This window comes from Pirellulales bacterium (assembly GCA_035533075.1).
In the GTDB taxonomy this organism is placed as follows: Bacteria; Planctomycetota; Planctomycetia; order Pirellulales; family JAICIG01; genus DASSFG01.
Genome location: DATLUO010000065.1, coordinates 1 through 18859 on the forward strand (window position 1 = coordinate 1; position 18859 = coordinate 18859).

At 63.1% G+C, this 18859-nt stretch carries 12 protein-coding genes and 1 tRNA gene; 8 read left to right on the forward strand and 5 right to left on the reverse strand.

Annotated features, from left to right (window positions below):
* Positions 1-146 precede the first annotated feature (146 nt).
* The 4 genes from VNH11_08675 to VNH11_08690 all read left to right on the forward strand — a co-directional run bounded on the left by VNH11_08675 (position 147) and on the right by VNH11_08690 (position 3404).
* Positions 147-389: a hypothetical protein gene (locus VNH11_08675; protein HVA46434.1), complete on the forward strand. Its 243-nt coding sequence runs from the start codon at positions 147-149 to the stop codon at positions 387-389.
* Between the two features lie 28 nt (positions 390-417).
* Positions 418-924 (forward strand): hypothetical protein, encoded by a 507-nt coding sequence (locus VNH11_08680; GenBank protein ID HVA46435.1) that lies wholly within the window; start codon positions 418-420, stop codon positions 922-924.
* A 289-nt stretch (positions 925-1213) separates the two neighbouring features.
* Positions 1214-3028 (forward strand): helix-turn-helix transcriptional regulator, encoded by a 1815-nt coding sequence (locus VNH11_08685; protein ID HVA46436.1) that lies wholly within the window; start codon positions 1214-1216, stop codon positions 3026-3028.
* A gap of 22 nt (positions 3029-3050) precedes the next feature.
* Positions 3051-3404: a hypothetical protein gene (locus tag VNH11_08690; GenBank protein ID HVA46437.1), complete on the forward strand. Its 354-nt coding sequence runs from the start codon at positions 3051-3053 to the stop codon at positions 3402-3404.
* A 68-nt stretch (positions 3405-3472) separates the two neighbouring features.
* Here VNH11_08690 and VNH11_08695 read toward each other — a convergent pair whose 3' ends face one another.
* Positions 3473-4009, reverse strand: coding sequence for a hypothetical protein (locus VNH11_08695; protein HVA46438.1), 537 nt, complete (start codon positions 4007-4009; stop codon positions 3473-3475).
* Positions 4010-4385: 376 nt separating this feature from the next.
* On the opposite strand from VNH11_08695, the gene cimA reads away from it, so the two are divergent.
* Positions 4386-6041 (forward strand): citramalate synthase, encoded by a 1656-nt coding sequence (gene cimA / locus VNH11_08700; protein ID HVA46439.1) that lies wholly within the window; start codon positions 4386-4388, stop codon positions 6039-6041.
* Here cimA and VNH11_08705 read toward each other — a convergent pair.
* Positions 5933-6520 carry a Uma2 family endonuclease gene (locus tag VNH11_08705; GenBank protein HVA46440.1) on the reverse strand — a complete coding sequence of 196 codons (588 nt, stop codon included), beginning with the start codon at positions 6518-6520 and terminating at the stop codon, positions 5933-5935. The genes cimA and VNH11_08705 overlap by 109 nt on opposite strands.
* 260 nt (positions 6521-6780) lie before the next feature.
* Here VNH11_08705 and glgX point away from each other — a divergent pair, with 260 nt between their 5' ends.
* Together glgX and VNH11_08715 are read left to right on the forward strand one after the other, a co-directional pair.
* The gene (gene glgX, locus VNH11_08710; protein ID HVA46441.1) at positions 6781-8862 is read left to right on the forward strand and encodes a glycogen debranching protein GlgX; all 2082 of its coding nucleotides are present in this window, start codon (positions 6781-6783) and stop codon (positions 8860-8862) included.
* A 97-nt stretch (positions 8863-8959) separates the two neighbouring features.
* Positions 8960-9154, forward strand: a complete 195-nt coding sequence (locus tag VNH11_08715) for a hypothetical protein (GenBank protein HVA46442.1) — start codon at positions 8960-8962, stop codon at positions 9152-9154.
* Between the two features lie 258 nt (positions 9155-9412).
* On the opposite strand, the gene VNH11_08720 is transcribed toward VNH11_08715, so the two are convergent.
* A tRNA-Gln gene (locus tag VNH11_08720) sits at positions 9413-9483 on the reverse strand.
* Positions 9484-9529: 46 nt separating this feature from the next.
* Positions 9530-10165 carry a redox-sensing transcriptional repressor Rex gene (locus tag VNH11_08725; GenBank protein HVA46443.1) on the reverse strand — a complete coding sequence of 212 codons (636 nt, stop codon included), beginning with the start codon at positions 10163-10165 and terminating at the stop codon, positions 9530-9532.
* A 552-nt stretch (positions 10166-10717) separates the two neighbouring features.
* Here VNH11_08725 and VNH11_08730 point away from each other — a divergent pair.
* Positions 10718-13579 carry a hypothetical protein gene (locus VNH11_08730; GenBank protein HVA46444.1) on the forward strand — a complete coding sequence of 954 codons (2862 nt, stop codon included), beginning with the start codon at positions 10718-10720 and terminating at the stop codon, positions 13577-13579.
* A 98-nt stretch (positions 13580-13677) separates the two neighbouring features.
* Here VNH11_08730 and VNH11_08735 read toward each other — a convergent pair whose 3' ends face one another.
* Positions 13678-18759 carry a tetratricopeptide repeat protein gene (locus VNH11_08735; protein HVA46445.1) on the reverse strand — a complete coding sequence of 1694 codons (5082 nt, stop codon included), beginning with the start codon at positions 18757-18759 and terminating at the stop codon, positions 13678-13680.
* Positions 18760-18859 lie beyond the last annotated feature (100 nt).

Sequence of the window (18859 nt, forward strand, 5' to 3'; positions counted from 1 at the left end):
TCGAATTTATCAGCCACGCGGGCTGACCAAGCCGACGCGAGCTCTGTCTCGCGAATTACGGCTCAACGACTGCTGTTTTGCCGCCGCACCCAACGCGACGGCCGGCTCGAACTATGTCCGGAAACCGCGAAACTTGAACTAAGCGCATGATGCAGCCGATCGATCCCAGCCGTATCGAGGTTCCCGATCAGGCGATCGTGGAAATCCTTAGAACCAAGACGCCCGCCGAACGCCTGGCGATGGTGTTCGCGGCAAATCGCACCATGCGGTTGCGGCTGGCGGGACACCTGCGTACGTACCACCCTGACTGGACAGATGACGAGATTCAGCGCGAGATCGCCAAGAGGATGTTAGGTGGATCAGCAGCAATTAGTCCGCAAAGTGATTGAGGTCTTGGAGGGGCGGCGGCTCACTTACATGCTCGTCGGCTCGCTGGCGAGTGGCGTTTATGGCGAGCCACGGTTAACCCTGGATATCGACGTGGTGGTTGCCTTGCCGGCGACGGAAGTCCACAGCCTGTGTGCCGAGTTTCCCGCGCCCGACTTCTATGTCAGCGAAGCGGCTGCGCAACAAGCGGTGTCGCAAGGCGGGCAGTTCAACATCATTCATCCGGCGTCGGGAAACAAGATCGACCTCATGCTGGCCCGACAGGACGCCTGGGGACAGTCGCAGCTTGCACGTCGTCGTCGTCAGCAGATATTTCCGGATCTCGCGGGCTTCGTGGCCAGCCCTGAAGACGTGATCATCGGGAAGATGTGGTACTATCACGAAGGCGGCTCTGAAAAACACCTTCGCGATATGGCGGCAATGCTTCGGGTAGCGGACCTCGCCATCGACCGCGCGTACATCGAGCATTGGTCGCGGGAGCTTGGTCTCACCGACGTGTGGCAAGCGCTGCTCGTTCGCTTGGACGGCCCCGGATGAGCCTCCGCTGGGTGCGGGAGTGGGCTTGCGTGAGCGTCCGCGAAACCTCTGTAGGGAACGGACTCCGTGCCGTTCCGCGCGCACCGAACGATCATCAATTGGCATTCGGCGGAACGGCACGGAGTCCGTTCCCTACAGAACCTTGGCCGCGCGAAGCGCAAACGCGTTCTCACACCCGCATCCGCTTTTTACTTGGTCCGCGCTCTGGACATATAAGTGCCGGTTGATATGATAGCGGGCGGCTACTCGGGGCAGCCCACCTACCGTTATCCCGCCGAGACAACCCGCCATGCTGTGCCGCGCCACGCCCAACGGGCAGCACTTGACCGGCCACGCCTTGCGTAACGAAAACCTGCGACGCCGCTCGCTGGCCCGCAGCGCCAGCGCTCCGCCGCTGGCCCGCGCCGTCGTCGAAATCCGAGCGAGTACGCTGGGCATGACCCGATTGGAACTGGCCCGCCGCTCCGGCATCGGCCGCGGCACGCTGCGCGACTTGGAGCTGGGAGTACACCGGCCGACCCGTCAGACCCTGCAACGGTTTATCGAGTTCTGCCGTCCGGAGGGCGTGCCCGACGATAAGATCGGGCAGCTTCTCGATCTTTACACCGGGCCGTGCGAGTCGTTGGAGCACCTGATTTCGCGGCTGGAGTTGCGGGCCGGCTCGGCGCGCGAGCTGGCGCGGCGGGCGGGCATCAGCGCCAGCACCTTGTGGGAATATCGCCGCGGCAATTTTCCGCTCTCGTGGTCATTGCTGGTCAAACTTTGCCAGGCCGTCGGACAAGACCACGACACCGTCGAGCCGCTGTGGCACGCCTGTCAGCGGACGCGGCTCGTGGCCCGCGGCTATCCTGAGGCCTGGGCCGAGTTTTGCGTCTGGTGCGATCGCGGCGACGTGGCCGTCAGCCGACTGACTCGGCTGGGCGTCACCAGCGCCTCGCTGCGCCGATTACGGTATCTGGAGTTGCCGCCTTGGTCGGCCGTGGCCCAGGCTGCCCGCAAACTTTGCCGCCACGAGGACGAGTTGAAGCGGCTGCGTGAGTTGTGGAACCGCGACGTAGCCGCTCAGCGCGGCAACCATAATGACGAGTTTGGACTGGAGCTGCGGCGTCTGCGTTTGCGCCGCGGTTTGCGACGCCGCGAGCTGGCCGACCTGTTCGGCGTAGGCGGGAAGAAGCCGGCGCGAATCATCAAATACATCGAGGAAGACGGCTATTACTCCGTGTGCGCCTTCCCCGCGGGACTGGCCGCGGCGCTGGCCGACAACCAGGACGACCAGCAGCGGCTGCTCGCCTTATGGCGCCGACGCCGGGCACAATTCATTTGCCGCCGCCGGCCGGAAACGCGCGGCGAATTGCGGCTGTTGCGCGAGATGTATGGACTCACGCTCGACGACGTGCCGGAAGTGCTGGGCTACACGAGCCTGGAATATCAACGCATCGAGCGCGGCGTCGAGTCGCTCAGCGAGACGGCCGGTCAGCGGATTTCGGAGGCGCTGGAGCGGGCCGGGCAGCAACGAGTGGCCGCATTGTTGGCGCGGCGAGACTCGCGGCTGCGCGATGCGACGGCCTGGCGGTCGCCAGCCTCGGCGGCGGAGCTCGTCAACCTGCTGTCGCGCCGCGAAGGCGGGCTGGCGCCCTTGGCACGGCAGTTGAAACAGGCCGGCTGCCGTGGCGTGTCGGTGCCGCGGCTTCGTGCGATCGCGCGCGGAACCGACCTTCCCGCCTGGTTCTGGCTGCGCGAGGTCGCGCGGACCATGAAGGTGACCGACTTGGACCGGCTTCGCGAAGATTGGCAACTGCGCCAGCGCGAACGCCTGCAGCGCGGCGGCCTCCCGCCGCTGGCGGTCGAGCTGCGGATGATCATCGCCGAAACCGCCAATAGCGTGCGCGAATTCAGCCGCCGGCTGCCGTTCAATTATTCGGTGCTCGTGCGCGATCTGGGCCGCATCGACCAGGGACGGCCGATCGGCTGGTTCCACATCGAACGGCTGTTGGACGCCGCCGGGCTGGGAACGCAGCACGACCGCTGGCAGGAGCTCCGCATCCTGTGGTGTACGGCGGACAACCAGTTGCGGCGTGCGACGAACGGTCGCGTCGCGGGCTGACTCTGCTATAATCGACGGTCCCTTGAAAAACGACTCGCCTCCACCCGCGGTGCCGCAGCGTGCGGCGGAGCTTACGAGTTGGGCGGTCGTTTACATGCTGCTGGGCTGGCTGAGCCTTTTGGCGGGCATCTTCGGCGGCGCCGGCGAAACGCCCTTTTACCTGGGAGCCGGCGTCGTTCTTTTGCCGCTGGGGCTGGGATTCTGGTTTCGTTGGCGGTGGTCGCGGTGGGCCGGGCTGGCGTTTTTCGCCGCCGTCGCGGCTTGGGCTGTCTGGCAGATCCTCCATCAACGACTATGGTTTTTGTCGCTGGCCCTGCTGCTGACCAGCGTCGAGACCCTGCTCTGCCTGCGAAGGTGGCCGGGCATGCGCGGGTAGCGACACCAGCCATCGCCCTTCCTTGCGACAAAACGTCTCACTCTCGGCCCGCGCGAAGTAGAGCCGGTTTACCGGCTCTTTTTGCCTTTAACGCTACCCGTATCTTGCCTCTGCGCGGTTGTCTCCTTCCGGTCGCTATTCTTCTGCGCCCGGCCGTTCTCATCGTTGTCGCCGTCTTCCTCACGCAATTGGCGGTCCGCTTCGAGACGGGCGTATTTCGCTTCCAGATAGTCGATTTCGGCGGCCTGTGCCGATTTAAAGAGCGACTCGGCAAGCTTTTCCAGCGACTTCATCAGGTCGCGGTGCGCGACTCGCGCCTTGTGGATGTATTCAGCCTTGGCGCCCGCCGCCTCCAGGGCGGCGATGCGGCGCAGCGACCAGCGCTCGACCTGCGCGTCCGAGAGGCGAATGCGGCTGGCCCGAAAACCTTCCATGCCCAGTTCGATCGCCCGATCGGCCAGCGCGAGTTCTTCAGCGGCCAACTCTTTGTTATTCTTGTGGGTCTCGCCCTCTTCTTTCTCTTTCTCTTCCGCGGCATGACCGGCAAGCCAGCCGAGCGAACCAGCCACGACCAACGACGCGATCAAAACAACCGGTTTCAACATGACCATCTCCTCGCTTCGCAACAGCCATGCCCCCTCGCGCATGCTAGCAGTTGTAAAAAAATCGTCAAATTCCGGACCCCCTTCAACGTGTGGCCGTGTGCCGCTTGGTTGACACGTTCGCCCACTGACCCTATCCTTGTATCATTAGTTAGCAACTTGGCCCGCAAGCCGATGAACGCCTCCTTTGCCATCTCGACTATTGACCCAGCCCGCATAAGTTCGGGCATCGAGAGCATTACGATTATTCAGGAGAATCGGCCTTAAAGGGCAGCGACCGGTCTGACCGCGTACTGTGAACCCTGAGGCCCTTGGCCCCAGGGTTTTTTTGTTTCCCTTCTGAACCCCGAACCCTGAACCCTGAACCCCGAACCCTCCCATGTCGCGCCGCATCGAAATCTACGACACCACCCTGCGAGACGGCAGCCAAGGCGAAGGCGTCAGCTTTTCGCTCGAAGACAAGCTGCTCATCGCCCGGCGGCTCTTGGAACTTGGCTTCGACTACGTCGAGGGCGGCTATCCGCTTTCCAACGACAAAGACGCCCAGTTCTTTCAGAAGGCGACCCGCGACCCCGCCGGCAAGGGACGCCTCGCCGCCTTCGGCATGACCCGACGCAAAGGCGTGGCACCCGCCGACGATCCGGGCATGAAGGCCCTCGTCGAATCGGGCACCGACGTGATCACCATCGTCGGCAAAACCTCGGACTTTCACGTCACCGACGTGTTGCGGGCCACGCTCGACGAAAACCTGGAGATGATCGCCGACACCGTCGGCTACCTGCGGCAGACGGGCCGAAAGGTAATCTACGACGCCGAACATTTTTTCGACGGCTGGAAAGCGAACCGCGACTATGCCCTGAAAACAGTCAAGGCCGCGGCCGACGCGGGCGCTGTGCTGATCGTGCTCTGCGATACCAACGGCGGCAGCATGCCGGAAGAGGTGGCCGAGATGACGCGCGCCGTATCGAGCGTGCTTCCGGTGCCCGTGGGCATTCACTGCCATAACGATTGCGAGTTGGCGGTGGCCAATTCGCTGGCCGCGGTCGATGCCGGGGCCGTCCAGGTGCAGGGTACGATCAACGGCATCGGCGAACGTTGCGGCAACGCCGACCTGGTGTCGGTGATCGCCAATCTGGCGTTCAAGAAACGGGGGTACGAAGTCCTGCGGCCGGAAAGCCTGCCGCGGCTCACCGAGTTGTCTCGGTATGTCTACGAGTTGGCGAACATGAACTTTCGCCCCAACCAGGCGTTCGTGGGCCAAAGCGCGTTCGCTCACAAGGGCGGCATGCACGTGCATGCGGTGGCCCGCGCGGCCAGCAGCTACGAGCACATGGCGCCCGAGCGAGTGGGGAACGAGCGGCGTTTTTTGGTGAGCGAGCTGTCGGGCCGGTCGAACATCATGGCCCTCACGGCCAAGCACAAGTTGGAGCACGACCGCGGGCTGATGGACAAGATTCTTGCCCGTGTCGTGGCGATGGAGAACCAGGGCTATCAGTTTGAGGCGGCCGAGGGGTCGTTCGATCTGCTTGTTCGGCGTTGTGCCGGTACATATCGCCCGCATTTCGAGCGGTTGAACTTCCATGTTACGGTCGAGGCCGATGGCGACGACGAGCTGACGACGGAGGCTACGGTCAAGTTGCGCGTGGGCGGCACGGTCCGCCACGAAGTGGCCGAGGGCGACGGTCCCGTCAACGCGCTCGACGCCGCTTTGCGCAAGGCGCTGACGGCGACCTTTCCCGGCCTGGCCTCCATGCACCTGGTCGATTACAAGGTGCGGGTGATCAACTCCGAGGCGGCCACCGCGGCCGGCGTGCGGGTGGTGATCGAGAGCCGCGACGAGCATGACGTGTGGGGCACGGTCGGCGTCAGCGAGAATATTATTGAGGCGAGTTGGATCGCCCTGGTCGATTCGATCGAATACAAACTTTACAAAGACGAGCTGTCGTCGGGATCCTCGATGCTCTCGAAAAGCGCCGCCACATCGAGCGAGACTTCCGGAAAGACCAGCGACCGGACAGCATCACCCGCCACATAAGTCTGCAGGCTTCGATAACGAAATCGCAGAGGGTCGCGGAGCACTTCGACGCAGCGGTCAGGGATGTTCACAATCCAATAGTCGCGAATGCCGGTCTTGGCGTAGAGCTTCGCCTTCTCGCCGCGGTCGTATCGAAGGCTACTGTAGGACACCTCGATCACCAGAAAGACATCGGCGGCCTCGGGCCGGCGGACCGAGTATCGCTTGGACGCCACCCACGCCAGATCGGGTTGCGGAGCGGTCTTCAATTGGGCAAAGCCCAACGAGTTTTGAACGCGAACTTTCACGCCGCGCGGCTTGACCTGCACGCTCCACTCCGTCAAAAAATCGACCGCATCTTCATGTTCTGGGCCAATGGGAGCCATCTTACGTAGTTCTCCGCGGATAAGTTCGATCCGATTGGGCCTCCGCACGTCGAATGCGCCGCCGGCAATCATGCGGTCGTATTCCTCCAGCGAGATGCGAGCGATGGTGCTCATGGTGAGAGTCTCCAAGAACCGCGGCTGTTCCTGAATTATAGCGTCAATCGACGACAGTGGTATCGGTTCTGCGGCCCGTTGCGCGGCGCATCAGGCAGACTCAACGCGGCCGTATAAGTCGCCGATAAGGAACAGGCTGTCCCTGAGCTTGGGGAAAGCGGCAAAGCTTGCTGTGCCCTCTGCCGCCCGCGCGAAGTACACTAGAAGGAACGGACGCTATTTTGATACCGATTCCCAGCAGCCGGTTCGACTTCGCCGACATGCACACACCTTTGTTTCCGGCCGGACAGTTCACGCAGCCGCTGGCCTATGGTGCAAGCCTCCGCGAAGGAGGCGTGCAGTTTGCCGTCTTCAGCCGGTCGGCCACGGCCATGCGCGTCTTGCTCTACGACCGCGTCACCGATCTTGAACCTGAACACATCATCCATTTCCACCCCGACCTTGACCGCTGGGGCGACATCTGGAGCGTCTTCGTGCCGGGCGTCACCGCCGGGCAACTTTATCATTTCCAGGCCGACGGGCCCTTCGAGCCCCAACGAGGCCACCGCTTCGACGGCACCGCCCGGCTCATCGACCCCTATGCACGGGCGTTGGCCGGCGAGTTTCAGCCGGCGAGCGACGGCATCGTGCGGCCGCCCAAGTGCGTCGCGATCGACGACACCTTCGACTGGGAAGGCGACCGTCCGCTCAATCGCCGGCTGTCGGAAACGATCATTTACGAAATGCACGTCCGCGGCTTCACGCGATCGCCCACCAACAGCGACCGCCATCCCGGCACGTATCTGGGCGTCATCGAAAAGATTCCCTATCTGCAATCCCTCGGCATCACTGCCATCGAGCTGATGCCGGTCTTCGAGTTCCCCACCAATCACTGGCTGGGCCGGCCGGAAACGCGGCCCAACTATTGGGGCTACGATCCGATGGCCTTCTTCGCGCCCCACCGCGGCTATGCGGTCGGCAGCGAGCCTGGCTCCCAGGTGGCCGAGTTCAAGCAGATGGTGCGGGCACTGCACCAGGCCGGCATCGAGGTGATTCTCGACGTGGTCTTCAACCACACGGCCGAAGGGAACCAGCTCGGTCCCACGCTCAGCTTCAAGGGCCTGGGCAATCGCGTCTATTACATGTTGGCCAATGGCGGCGCCGACTACCGCAACTATTCGGGCTGCGGCAACACCGTGAACGGCAACCATCCGATCGTTCGCGAGCTGATCTTCTTCTGCCTGCGCTACTGGGTGCAGAACTACCACGTCGACGGCTTTCGTTTCGACCTGGCGTCGATCCTCAGCCGCGACCGCAACGGCGAGCTGCTGCCCAATCCGCCGCTGGTCGAGGCCATCGGCGAAGACCCGCTTTTGGCCCGCACCAAGATCATCGCCGAGGCCTGGGACGCGGCGGGAGCGTATCAGGTCGGCTCGTTCTCCAACCGCCGCTGGGCCGAATGGAACGGCCGCTATCGCGACGACGTGCGGCGCTATTGGCGCGGCGACGACGGCATGCTCGGCCCGCTGGCCACGCGGCTGTGCGGATCGAGCGACCTCTACGGCCCCAGCGGAAGGCAGCCGTATCACAGCATCAACTTCATCACTTCGCACGACGGCTTCACGCTCGACGACCTGGCGAGCTATCAGGAAAAGCACAACGACGCCAACGGCGAAGAGAACCGGGACGGGGACAATATGAACTACAGTTGCAATTACGGAGTCGAAGGCCCGACGCGCCGCCAGGCGGTGCGGAAGCTGCGGGCCCGGCAGATCCGCAATTTTCTTTCCACGCTCTTTCTCAGCCAGGGCGTGCCGATGCTGCTGTCGGGCGACGAATGTCGCCGCACGCAGCAAGGCAACAACAACGCCTATTGCCAAGACAACCCGGTGGCGTGGTTCGATTGGAACCTGGTCGACCAGAACGCCGACCTGTCGCGCTTCTGCCGGGCGTTGATCGCCTTCCGCCGCCGCCAGCCGACGGTGCGTCACGCCAGCTTTCTGGTGGGAGAATCGTCTGAGCCGGGTCTGCTGCCCGACGTGAGCTGGTTCAACGCCGACGGCCGGGCCGTGGACTGGAACAATGTCTCGGAACACAGCTTGGTCTGTGTGTTCGGCGCCTGGCCGACGACCGGACCGAGTTCGCTGGTTGCCCGGCACGTGATGATCTTCACGCACTCCGGCCCGCACCCGCGCGAGTTCACGATTCCGCGCCTGGCCGAGGGAATCGAGTGGCGGCTGTTCATCAACACGGCGGCCGACAGCCCCGAAGACGTCTACCCCGACGCCGACGGTCCCTCGCCGGTCGACGGCAAGCTGTTGCTCTTGGACCACTCGCTGATGTGCTACGTGGCGGCGAAATAGGCGCTGCGCACCGGCGCGGATTAGCGGACGCCGACACGGACAAAGCGGGCCGGCTTTTGCCGCGTGAATCTACCAAATTCCGGAAGAGATTCTTTGGATGTCTCAGCACCCCGACCTGACCGGGGACCCGCGACTCGGCGGCGATCATCAGCAGCGCTTCCTGCCGACCCGTTTCACCGTCGAAGGCGACGCGATCGACACGAGGGGCTTTCCCTGTAACTCGCTGGCCTGCCCGCACTGCCACTTGCACTTCTTATCGCGGGGCGATGGCTCGGCGCGGCAAGGAGCATAATTTCCGTCAGATCGCGCTAACACAGGCAGGCGCCGGACGGCGCAAGTGCTTTCGCAAAAACGGTTTCCGATGGCACCGTTGCCAAAACAAAAGGGGGGGATTTCGTTGCGCTCCGCCGCGCGCGGCGGACGACCATAATACTCGCCGCCGCGCGCGGCGGAGCGATCGCGCTTCGCGTTCGACAACCTTCCGCCGCGCGCGGCGGGATCGCGACTCCGCGTGCCTTGCGGCGGCAGGCGCGGAGGCGTCACGCCAAAACTACCCGGCTAGGACTCGAACCTAGAATGAGGGAGCCAAAGTCCCTAGTGTTACCATTACACCACCGGGTAAAACCGCGCCAGCCGCTATTTTCCTGCCCGCCGGTTCTCCTGCCCGCTATTTTCGCTTGACCACCGAAAACGCGAGCTGTTCCAACTCGATGGCCAAGTCGACGCCCACCTGACTGACATGCTGGGGCAAGTTGATCGTGACGGGGGCAAAGTTCAAAATTCCTTCGACCCCCACCGCCACCAGCCGGTCGGCCACAAGCTGCGCAGACGGCGACGGCACGGCAATCATGCCGAGACGTATCCTATGGACTTGCGCCACTTCTGGCAAGCGGTCGAGGTGTTCGACCACCAACCCCTCCGCGGGACTGCCGACCTTATCGTCGGCCACATCGAAGACGGCCACAATGCGGAACCCCCGCTGTGCGAATCCCCGATAACCTAACAGCGCGCGGCCCAAGTTGCCCATGCCGACCAACGCCACCGGCCATTGCTGGTCGGTGCCCAGAATCCGCTTGATGGCCGTGATCAGCTCGTCGCAGCGATAGCCGATGCCGGGATGACCAAAATGCCCGAAATAGGCCAAATCCTTTCGCACCTGGGCGTCGCTGAAACCGAGCACGCTGCCCAGGCGGGTGGAACTGGTGGTGGCATGGCCGTCTCGGACGAGGTGCTCCAGCTCACGCAGATAAAGACTGAGCCGGTTGACCACCGCCTTGGGCGCCGGCCCGTCGGGCGGTGGCACGGGGGGTTTCCGTTTCGGTTGGCTCATGTCGCTGGGCAGGCGGCTCCGGCGTCTTTCGGGCAAAGGCTTACGGCAAGTGTACCGTAGGGCACGCCGCGGGCCTTCACAAGCTTTCGGCGGTATCCGGGCCTAGGCGGATTGGCCGCGCATCTTCGCTCATCGCTACAACCGGAACGGTGGGCCACCGGCGGCTGCGGCGCCGCAATCTTGTTGCATAGAGTGCAGGCCGGATAGCCGATCAATAAGGTGTTGCGGGCATGCACGGCAAAACGCTCGCAGTTCGACGGCATTCTCCAAGTAACGCCAAATTCCCAGCCGATTTAGGCCGCGGACATCAAGCAAACCTCCTGCCTTGACGATAGTCATTGGCATACGGCCGATCGATCGCGCGGTTGCATCGCCTACGGCGTCCGGGGCGAGCCGGATGTTCGTGCGATCTGCGCGGTCGAGCTAAAGCACGTGGAATGTGCGGCCGACATTTACCGTAGACGGGCACGCGCTCGTCCGACCAGGCCCTACCTTTTCTGTCAAGTCCTTGGAGGAGGCAGGAGTATGAAAACTCTTTTGAGAACTCCCCTGATCGCTGTGGCCCTCACAGCGCTCTCGTGGAGTTCGGCCGACGCCAGCTATTGCGGCGCGGCGCGTTACCAATGTTGTACCCGTAGCTGCGACACCGTCAGCTACGCCTGCTGCAAGCAGCAGTGCCACACGGTGATGAAGACCTGCAAGGAAGTGGTCTACGAACGTCAAAACTACACCTGTTACAAGACGGTGTGGGAGCCGGTCTGCGAGGAACGCACGATCGACTGCGTCAAGTACGTGCAGGAGCAACGTCTCCGCAACTGCGAGTACACAGTTTGCAAACCAGTCTGGGAAACCCGGATGCGGTCTGTGAACTGCACCGTTTGCAAGCCCGTCTGGGAGACGAAAACCCGCGAGCTGCACTACACAGTTTGCAAGCCAGTCTACGAGACGAAGACCTGCCAGATCCCGTACACTGTTTGCAAGCCGGTCTACGAGACCAAGACTCGCGAGATCCACTACACAGTTTGCAAGCCCGTCTGGGAGACCCGGACCAAGAACATCCCGTACACGGTCTGTAAGCCTGTCTACGAGAGCCGCACTCGGCAGATCTGCTACACTGTTTGCAAGCCGGTCTGCGAGACCAAGACTCGTCAGATTAACTACACCATTTGCAAGCCGGTATGGGAGACGAAGACCTGCCAGATCCCGTACACCGTTTGCAAGCCGGTCTGGGAGACTCGGACCAAAACCATCCCGTACACCGTTTGCAGACCGGTCTACGAGACCAAGACCTGTCAGATTCCCTATACCGTTTGCAAGCCGGTCTACGAGACCAAGACTCGGCAGATCAACTACACTGTTTGCAAGCCGGTGTGTGAAACTAAGACCTGCGAGATCCCCTATACCGTTTGCAAACCGGTCTACGAGACCAAGACTCGTCAGATTAACTACACTGTTTGCAAGCCGGTGTGGGAGACGAAGACCTGCCAAATCCCGTACTCAGTCTGCAAACCGGTCTACGAGACGAAGACCCGCGAGATCCCGTACACGGTCTGCAAGCCGGTCTACGAGACCAAGACCTGCGAGATCCCGTACACCGTTTGCAAGCCGGTCTACGAGACCAAAACTCGAGAGATTAACTACACTGTTTGCAAGCCGGTGTGGGAGACCAAGACCTGTCAAATCCCATATTCGGTCTGCAAGCCGGTGTACGAAACGAAGACCCGCGAGATCCCCTATACTGTTTGCAAACCGGTTTACGAGACCAAGACCTGCCAGATCCCCTATACCGTTTGCAAGCCGGTCTACGAGACCAAAACGCGGGAGATCCATTACACAGTTTGCAAGCCGGTGTATGAGACACGGGAACGCGTTTGCCGCTACACTGTTTGCAAGCCGGTGTATGAAACGAAAGCCCGCGACATCTGCTATACCGTTTGCAAGCCGGTGTATGAAACGCGGGAACGCACGATCTGCTATTCCGTTTGCAAGCCGGTTCATTATACTCGGACCATCAACGTCTGCTGCGGTCGCTGGGAAACCCAAGTCAGCGAGTGCCCCGGCCGTGTGATGACGAAGTGCGTGCAAGAGCCGGGCTGCTGGACGTGGGACCCGTGCTGCTGCCGGTGCGTCTATCACCCCGGCGCCGTCCGCACCTGCCAGGTGCAGTGCCCGCCGATCAAGGTGTGCAAGAAGGTCTGGGTGCCCGAGGTCCAACAACGCGAAATCCAATGCGTCAAGTATGTGGCCGAGTACCGCACCAAGACCTGCACCTATCAGGTTTGCAAGATGGTGCCCGAGCAGCGGGTGAAGACCTGCCAGTATACGGTCTGCCGCATGGTGGCCGAGTGCCATGAAAAGCGCGTGCCTTACCAGGTTTGCAAAATGGTGCCGGAATGCCGCACCAAGACCTGCAGCTACCAGGTCTGCCACATGGTGCCTGAGCACCGCGTGAAGACCTGCACCTACCAGGTTTGCAAGATGGTGCCGGAATGCCGCGTCAAGACCTGCCAGTACACGGTTTGCCACATGGTTCGCGAGAACCACGTAAAGACCTGCACCTATCAGGTTTGCAAAATGGTGCCCGAATGCCGCACCAAAACCTGCACCTATCAGGTCTGTCACATGGTGCCTGAGCACCGCGTCAAGACCTGCACCTACCAGGTCCACAAGATGGTGCCGGAATGCCGCACCAAGACCTGCAGCTACACGGTCTGCCACATGGTGCCTGAGCACCGCGTGAAGACCTGCACCTACCAGGTCTGCAAGATGGTGCCCGAATGCCGCGTGCGGACCTGCACCTACCAGGTCTGCAAAATGGTTCGCGAGCACCGCGTGAAGACCTGCACCTACCAGGTCTGCAAAATGGTGCCGGAATGCCGCACCAAGACCTGCAGCTACCAGGTCTGCCATATGGTTCCCGAGCAGCGTGTGAAGACCTGCACCTACCAGGTCTGCAAAATGGTGCCCGAGTGCCGCGTGAAGACCTGCACCTACCAGGTCTGCAAGATGGTGCCGGAACACCGCGTCAAGACCTGCTGCTACCAGGTCTGCCGGATGGTGCCCGAATGCCGCGTGCGGACCTGCAGCTACCAGGTCTGCAAGATGGTGCCCGAGCACCGCGTGAAGACCTGCTGCTACCGCGTGTGCCACCTGGTCAAAGAGTGCCACACGAAGGAAGTGCCTTACCAGGTCTGCCACATGGTGGCCGAGAAGTGCGTGAAGCAAGTGCCGTATTGCGTCTGCAAGCCGGTCCACTACACGCAGACCATCCACGTCCGCCGCTGTGTGCCGAAGCAGGTCGCCTGCACGGTCACGCGGTGCGTGCCGAAGGTGATTTGCAAGCAAGTCCCGGTGCAGGTCTGCTGCCCGGTGCCCTGCTGCAACTAAGGAGGCAGTAGCCCACTCCTGCTGAACGGTCGGCAAGGAGCGCCTGGTCTCGCCAGCTCGCGGCGGCCCGATTCATGATGGATCGGGCCGCCGCTTTTTTATTGGACCGCGCCCAGCATCCGCGCGGCCGTGTGCTCCCACGTAAAGCGTTTCGCCGTCTCGATGCCCGGCCGATTCAAGAGACGACGACCTTCCTGCTTTTGAGCGTGCGTCCGCCGCATGTGCGCGATCGCCTGCTCCATCTGTTTCTCGCCCAGCGCCGCCCATTGGCCGTTGCCGAAAAACCAGCGGCCGTCATAGGCCTCTTCCAGCGCGTCGATCTCGATCAACAAGGCGTTCGCCGCGTCGCAGTATTCCGTGTGCGCCGAGTAGTTGGTGGCGATGACCGGTTTGCCGCACGACATCATCTCCAACAGCGGCAAGTTCCAGCCTTCGGCCCGCGAGAGAAACACGCCGCAGTCGGCCTGCCGCATCGTCGCCGCCACCTCTCGCTGGTCCGCCAGCCGGGGCAGAATCTTGATCTTCTCCGCCAACGGGCACGACTTATACAACGTTTCCCACTGCTGGTTCTTGGCCACGGTGGCAGACCGGTCGTTGCCGATCACCGGATTGAACGTGAGCATCCAAAGCTCCACGTCGTCCTGCGGGCAAAAGGCAGAATTGAAGATTTCCAGCAGCACGTCGTGTCCCTTGCGCCGCTCCCACTTGCCGACGCTCAAGAAGACGGTGGTCGCCCCGCGCGACTGCCCGTCGTCGCGCGGTTCATGGAACACGGCCCGATCGACGCCCAGCGGAACGACATCGATGGCCCCCTTGCGCCCGGCGCCGCTGGCCTCGACAATCTCGCGCGCCCATCCGCAGGTGACAAACAACCGGTCCTGGCTCCGCAAGTGGTTCAACTCCGCTTCGCTGAACCGGTCGAGTTCGAATATCGGAAAGCCGATCCGCGGAAAGCCGACGTGCTCGGCCAAGTGGTTCTGGTGGGCGATGCGGATACTGGGCGCATGACCGTCGAAACACTTCTGCCGCTCGACTGCCTCTTCGATGAGCTGCTGCTCGTCGCCGGCGGCGTCGATTCGGCCGATCGGCCAAAACGCGACCTGCCGGCCCGCCCGCCGCAATGCCTTGAGCACATTCAGACCCACCACTCCGTAACCCAGGTGGTTGATCGGACAGATCAAATTAATGGCCGCGGTCCGCGCCTCGCCGTTGCCGTTGTGATGATCAGGGATGAGGGATGAAAGATGAGGGATGAGGGGCTCTTCCAATTTTGGATTTTGGATTTTGGATTTTGGATTGCTTCCCTCTCCCTCCGGGAGAGGGTTAGGGTGAGGGTGGTTGCCGGGCGAGTTGACGTCGAACACCTCAGCCAATGGCCTTGTGGTGCTTCGGGCCCCCTCGCCCCAGCCCTCTCCCGGACGGAGAGGGGGTATGGCCACGGACGACGGACCACGGACTACGGACGTCTGACCAATTCGCGCGCTCAGCGCCCGCGTTACCTTGCCGAACACCGTCTTCCAATCGCCCGGCCGCGGCTGCCGAAAGAGCCGCATCGTGGGATACCAGGGACTGTCGCTACGGTCGGTCATCCAGCGCCAATCGGCCGCAAAGGGCAGCACGACCCACACGGGCCGGCCCATCGCTCCCGCCAAGTGCGCGATCGACGTGTCGGAGGTGATCACCAGGTCGAGATGCTGCAAAATGGCGGCGGTGTCCATGAACGGCCCGGCGGCGCCGTCGACCTGCACGCCAAAATCGATCACCGGAAAATGGTTCGCCACGCCCACAAGCTGCTCGGCGCCCGGCCCCTTTTGCAGATTGACGAGCCTCACGCCTGGCAGGTCGGCCAGGGGCTGAAACTCGGCCAGCGGCAGCGATCGATAGCGGTCGCCGGTCCAGGCCGGATTCCCCTGCCAGGCGATGCCGATGAGAAAGGGAAGGGTTGGGAGTTGGGGATTGGGGGTTGGTGTCGGAGCTACCAGCGCAAAGCGTTGGCGCCATTTTTCGACGAGCTTCGGATCGGCCGACAAGTACGGCGCCTCCGCCGGGACGTCGCCCGCGGTCGTGCGCAACAGCGCCGGCAGGCTCATCAGCGCCGCCTGCACGTCGTGCTCCGGCAACCCCGCGCCGCGGGCCACGGCGCAATCGTAGTCATCACGCGGAGCGTGATGTCTACGGTCCAGCAGGCGCACCAACTCCGGCTGGCACTCGACGACCACTTTTCCGCCGGTCCGCTTCGCCAGTGCCGCGTAGCGGATGAACTGCAGCGTGTCGCCCAGCCCTTGCTCGGCATACACCAGCAGCGTGCGCCCGGCCAAGGGCGACCCGTCCCAGCGCGGCTTGTCCGACGGCTTGGGCCGGGCGGTCGGCAGCCGCTCGCGCCACTCATATTCCAGCCAGCCCTGCTCGAACCTCCCGAGCGAGAGCAACGCGCGGCCCAGGTTGTGGTGCGCCTCGATGTAGTCCGGCCGCAGCTCCAACGCCCGTCGATAGCACTCGGCGGCTTCCGCCGGGCGCGCCAACTGCACCAGCGCCGCGGCCAGGTTGTTGACGTTTTCGGCGCTGCCGGGCGTGCGCCGCAGGGCGTGTCGAAACTCGCACACGGCTTCCTCAAAGCGTCCCTGCTCGTAATACGCGAGTCCCAGGTTGCCGTAGGCGTCGGTGAAATCCGGATCGACTTGGAGCGTTTTGCGGAACGAAGACACCGCCTTCACCAACCGGTTCTGCCGCGCCTGCACGACGCCCAGATTATGGTGCGCGGCGGCGAAGGCGGGGTGCAACTCGACCGCCCGCGAAAGGCGCTCTTCCGCCTCGGCGAGCTTCCCTTCCTTCGCCAGGGCGATGCCCGCCGCATGCTCCCGCTCCGCTTCCAATCTTGGATTTTCGATTCGATTGTCAGTCGTCAGTTGTCCGTGGTCAGTTGCAACGGACAACTGACGACGGACCACGGACCGGCTCCACAACTCCTCCGCCATCCTCTCGAACAACTCCGCCCAGTTCTCCGCCTCGCGCTGCCGGAAGATGCGCATGCTCGGATACCAAGGCGACCGCTCGCCGCTGCGCATCCAGCGCCAGTCGGCCACGGCGGGCAAGGCCATCCACACCGGCACGCCCAAGGCGCCGGCCAGGTGCGGCATGGCCGTGTCGGACGTAATCACCAGATCGACGCACTTCATGATGGCCGCCGTATCCATGAACGCCCCGGCTTCTTCGTCGATGCTGCCAAGATCAATGACCGGGAATTTGCCGTCCAAGTCGGCAAGCTGTTCCGTGCCGAACCCTTTCTGCAGGCTCACCAGTTGCACGCCGGGAATGGCGGCCAGCGGAGCGAACGCCCGCAGCGGAATCGACCGCTGGCGATCGCCGCGATACTGCGGGTTGCCTTGCCAGGCGATGCCAATCAGGAAGGAAGGGGTTGGAGGTTGGGGACCGGGGGTTGGGGCGTAGGGTGGGACCAGCGAGCTTGCGAGCGCCGGCCCACCATGATCGTCGTTCGTCGGTGGGCCGGCGATTGCTCCGCAATCTTGTCCCACCCTACGAAGCTTCGCTCGCCAAGCCTCCACCAGCTTCTCATCCGGAAACAGATACGGCACCTCATCGGGCACCGTGTCGAGCGTGGTGCGAAACACCGCGGGCAAACTCAACAGGGGAATCTGCAGATCGAACTCCGGCAGCGGCCCGCCCACGGGCACCAACTCGTCGATGTGCCGACTGCCGCTCAACAACTTCAGCAGCGACTTTTGCGCCTCGACGATGACCCGCGCGCCGCGCTGCTTGAGTAGCCGCATATAGCGAATGAACTGCAGCGTGTCGCCCACGCCCTGCTCCAGGTAGACGAACACCGTGCGGCCGTCGAGATCGCAGCCGTCCCAGCGGCGCTGCTTGAACGTGCGACGGTTGACGTCCTTGGCCATCCAGCGCCATTCGTACTCCGTCCAGCCTTGCTCGAAGTCGCCCGCCGCCAGCCAGGCCAGCGACCGGTTGAGATGGGCCTCGGGATAGTCGGGCCGGAAAACCATGGCCCGTTCGTAGTTCGTCACCGCCTCGTCGTCCTGTCCCCACTGCACCAGAGCGATGCCCAGATTGTTGTAGGCTTCGGCGTAGTCGGACTTGAGCCGGATGGCCCGCCGCAACGAGCTGACGGACTCGTCGATCTGCCCCAGTGCGCGCAGCGAGTTGCCCAGGTTGTTGAGTGCCAACGGCGAGTCGGGCGTGAGGGCCAGCGCCTGCCGATAGCTGGCGACCGCCTCTTCGTATCGCCGCTGCGCGGCCAACGCGACGCCGAGATTGTTATGCACGTCGGCGGCCCGCGGCCGTGTGGCCAGGGCCTGGCGATACGCGGCTTCGGCTTCCTGCAAGCGGCCGCGGCCTTCCAGCAAGATGCCCAGGTTGTTGAGGGCCTCGGGAAAGTCGGGCTTGAGCTGCAGTGCCTTGCGATACGACTCTTCCGCCTCGTTCGGCTTTTTCAGCTCGGCCAGCACGAGGCCCAGGTCGTGGTGCGCCTCGGCCAGCGATTTTGGATTTTGGATTTTGGATTTTGGATTGCCGTCAGAGGTCTCAGGGCTTTGGTCTTGGGTCTTGGTTGCTTCGCCGACTGTCTTCTGTGCCGCTTCCAATGGCCAATTCGCAATTTGCAATTTGCAATTTGCAATTTCCCCTCGCCCCTCGCTCTCTCTCCCCTGCTCCGCCTCCAGCAGCCGGACTCCCTCTCCCTCCGGGAGAGGGTTGGGGTGAGGGACGTCGCGCTGGTTTACGTCCAACAGCCGGATGGCCTCGCGATACTGGTCCGCGGCCTCGGCGAACTTGCCGAGGGCCTTGAGCGAGGCGGCCCAATCGCGGTGGCAGGGGTGCGAGTCGGGCTTGAGCTCGACGGCCTGCTGGAACGCGGCCGCGGCCTCTTGTTTGCGGCCGCGCTGGGCCAGCGCCACGCCCAGGTTGCGCCGCGTGTCGACCGAATCGGGCTTGAGCTCCAGCGCGCGCCCGAAAATGGCGATGGCATCGTCGAGCTTGCGCTGCTTGGCCAGGGCCACGCCCAGATCATGCATGGCGGTCGCGTCGCGGGGCTCATGCTCGATGACCTTCCGCAGCTCGGCTTCCGCCCGGTCGAACTTTCCTTGCTTGATCGCCGCGGCGGCTTCCGCGCGATGCGCGGCGGCCGGAGACGTTAATGTTGCAGTCATGCGGTTGCCCGTTTCAGGGTTCAGGGTTTAGGGTTCAGGGTTCAGGGTTCAGGGTTCAGGGTTCAGGGTTCGGGGTTCAGCACCGAAGGTGCGTGATTCG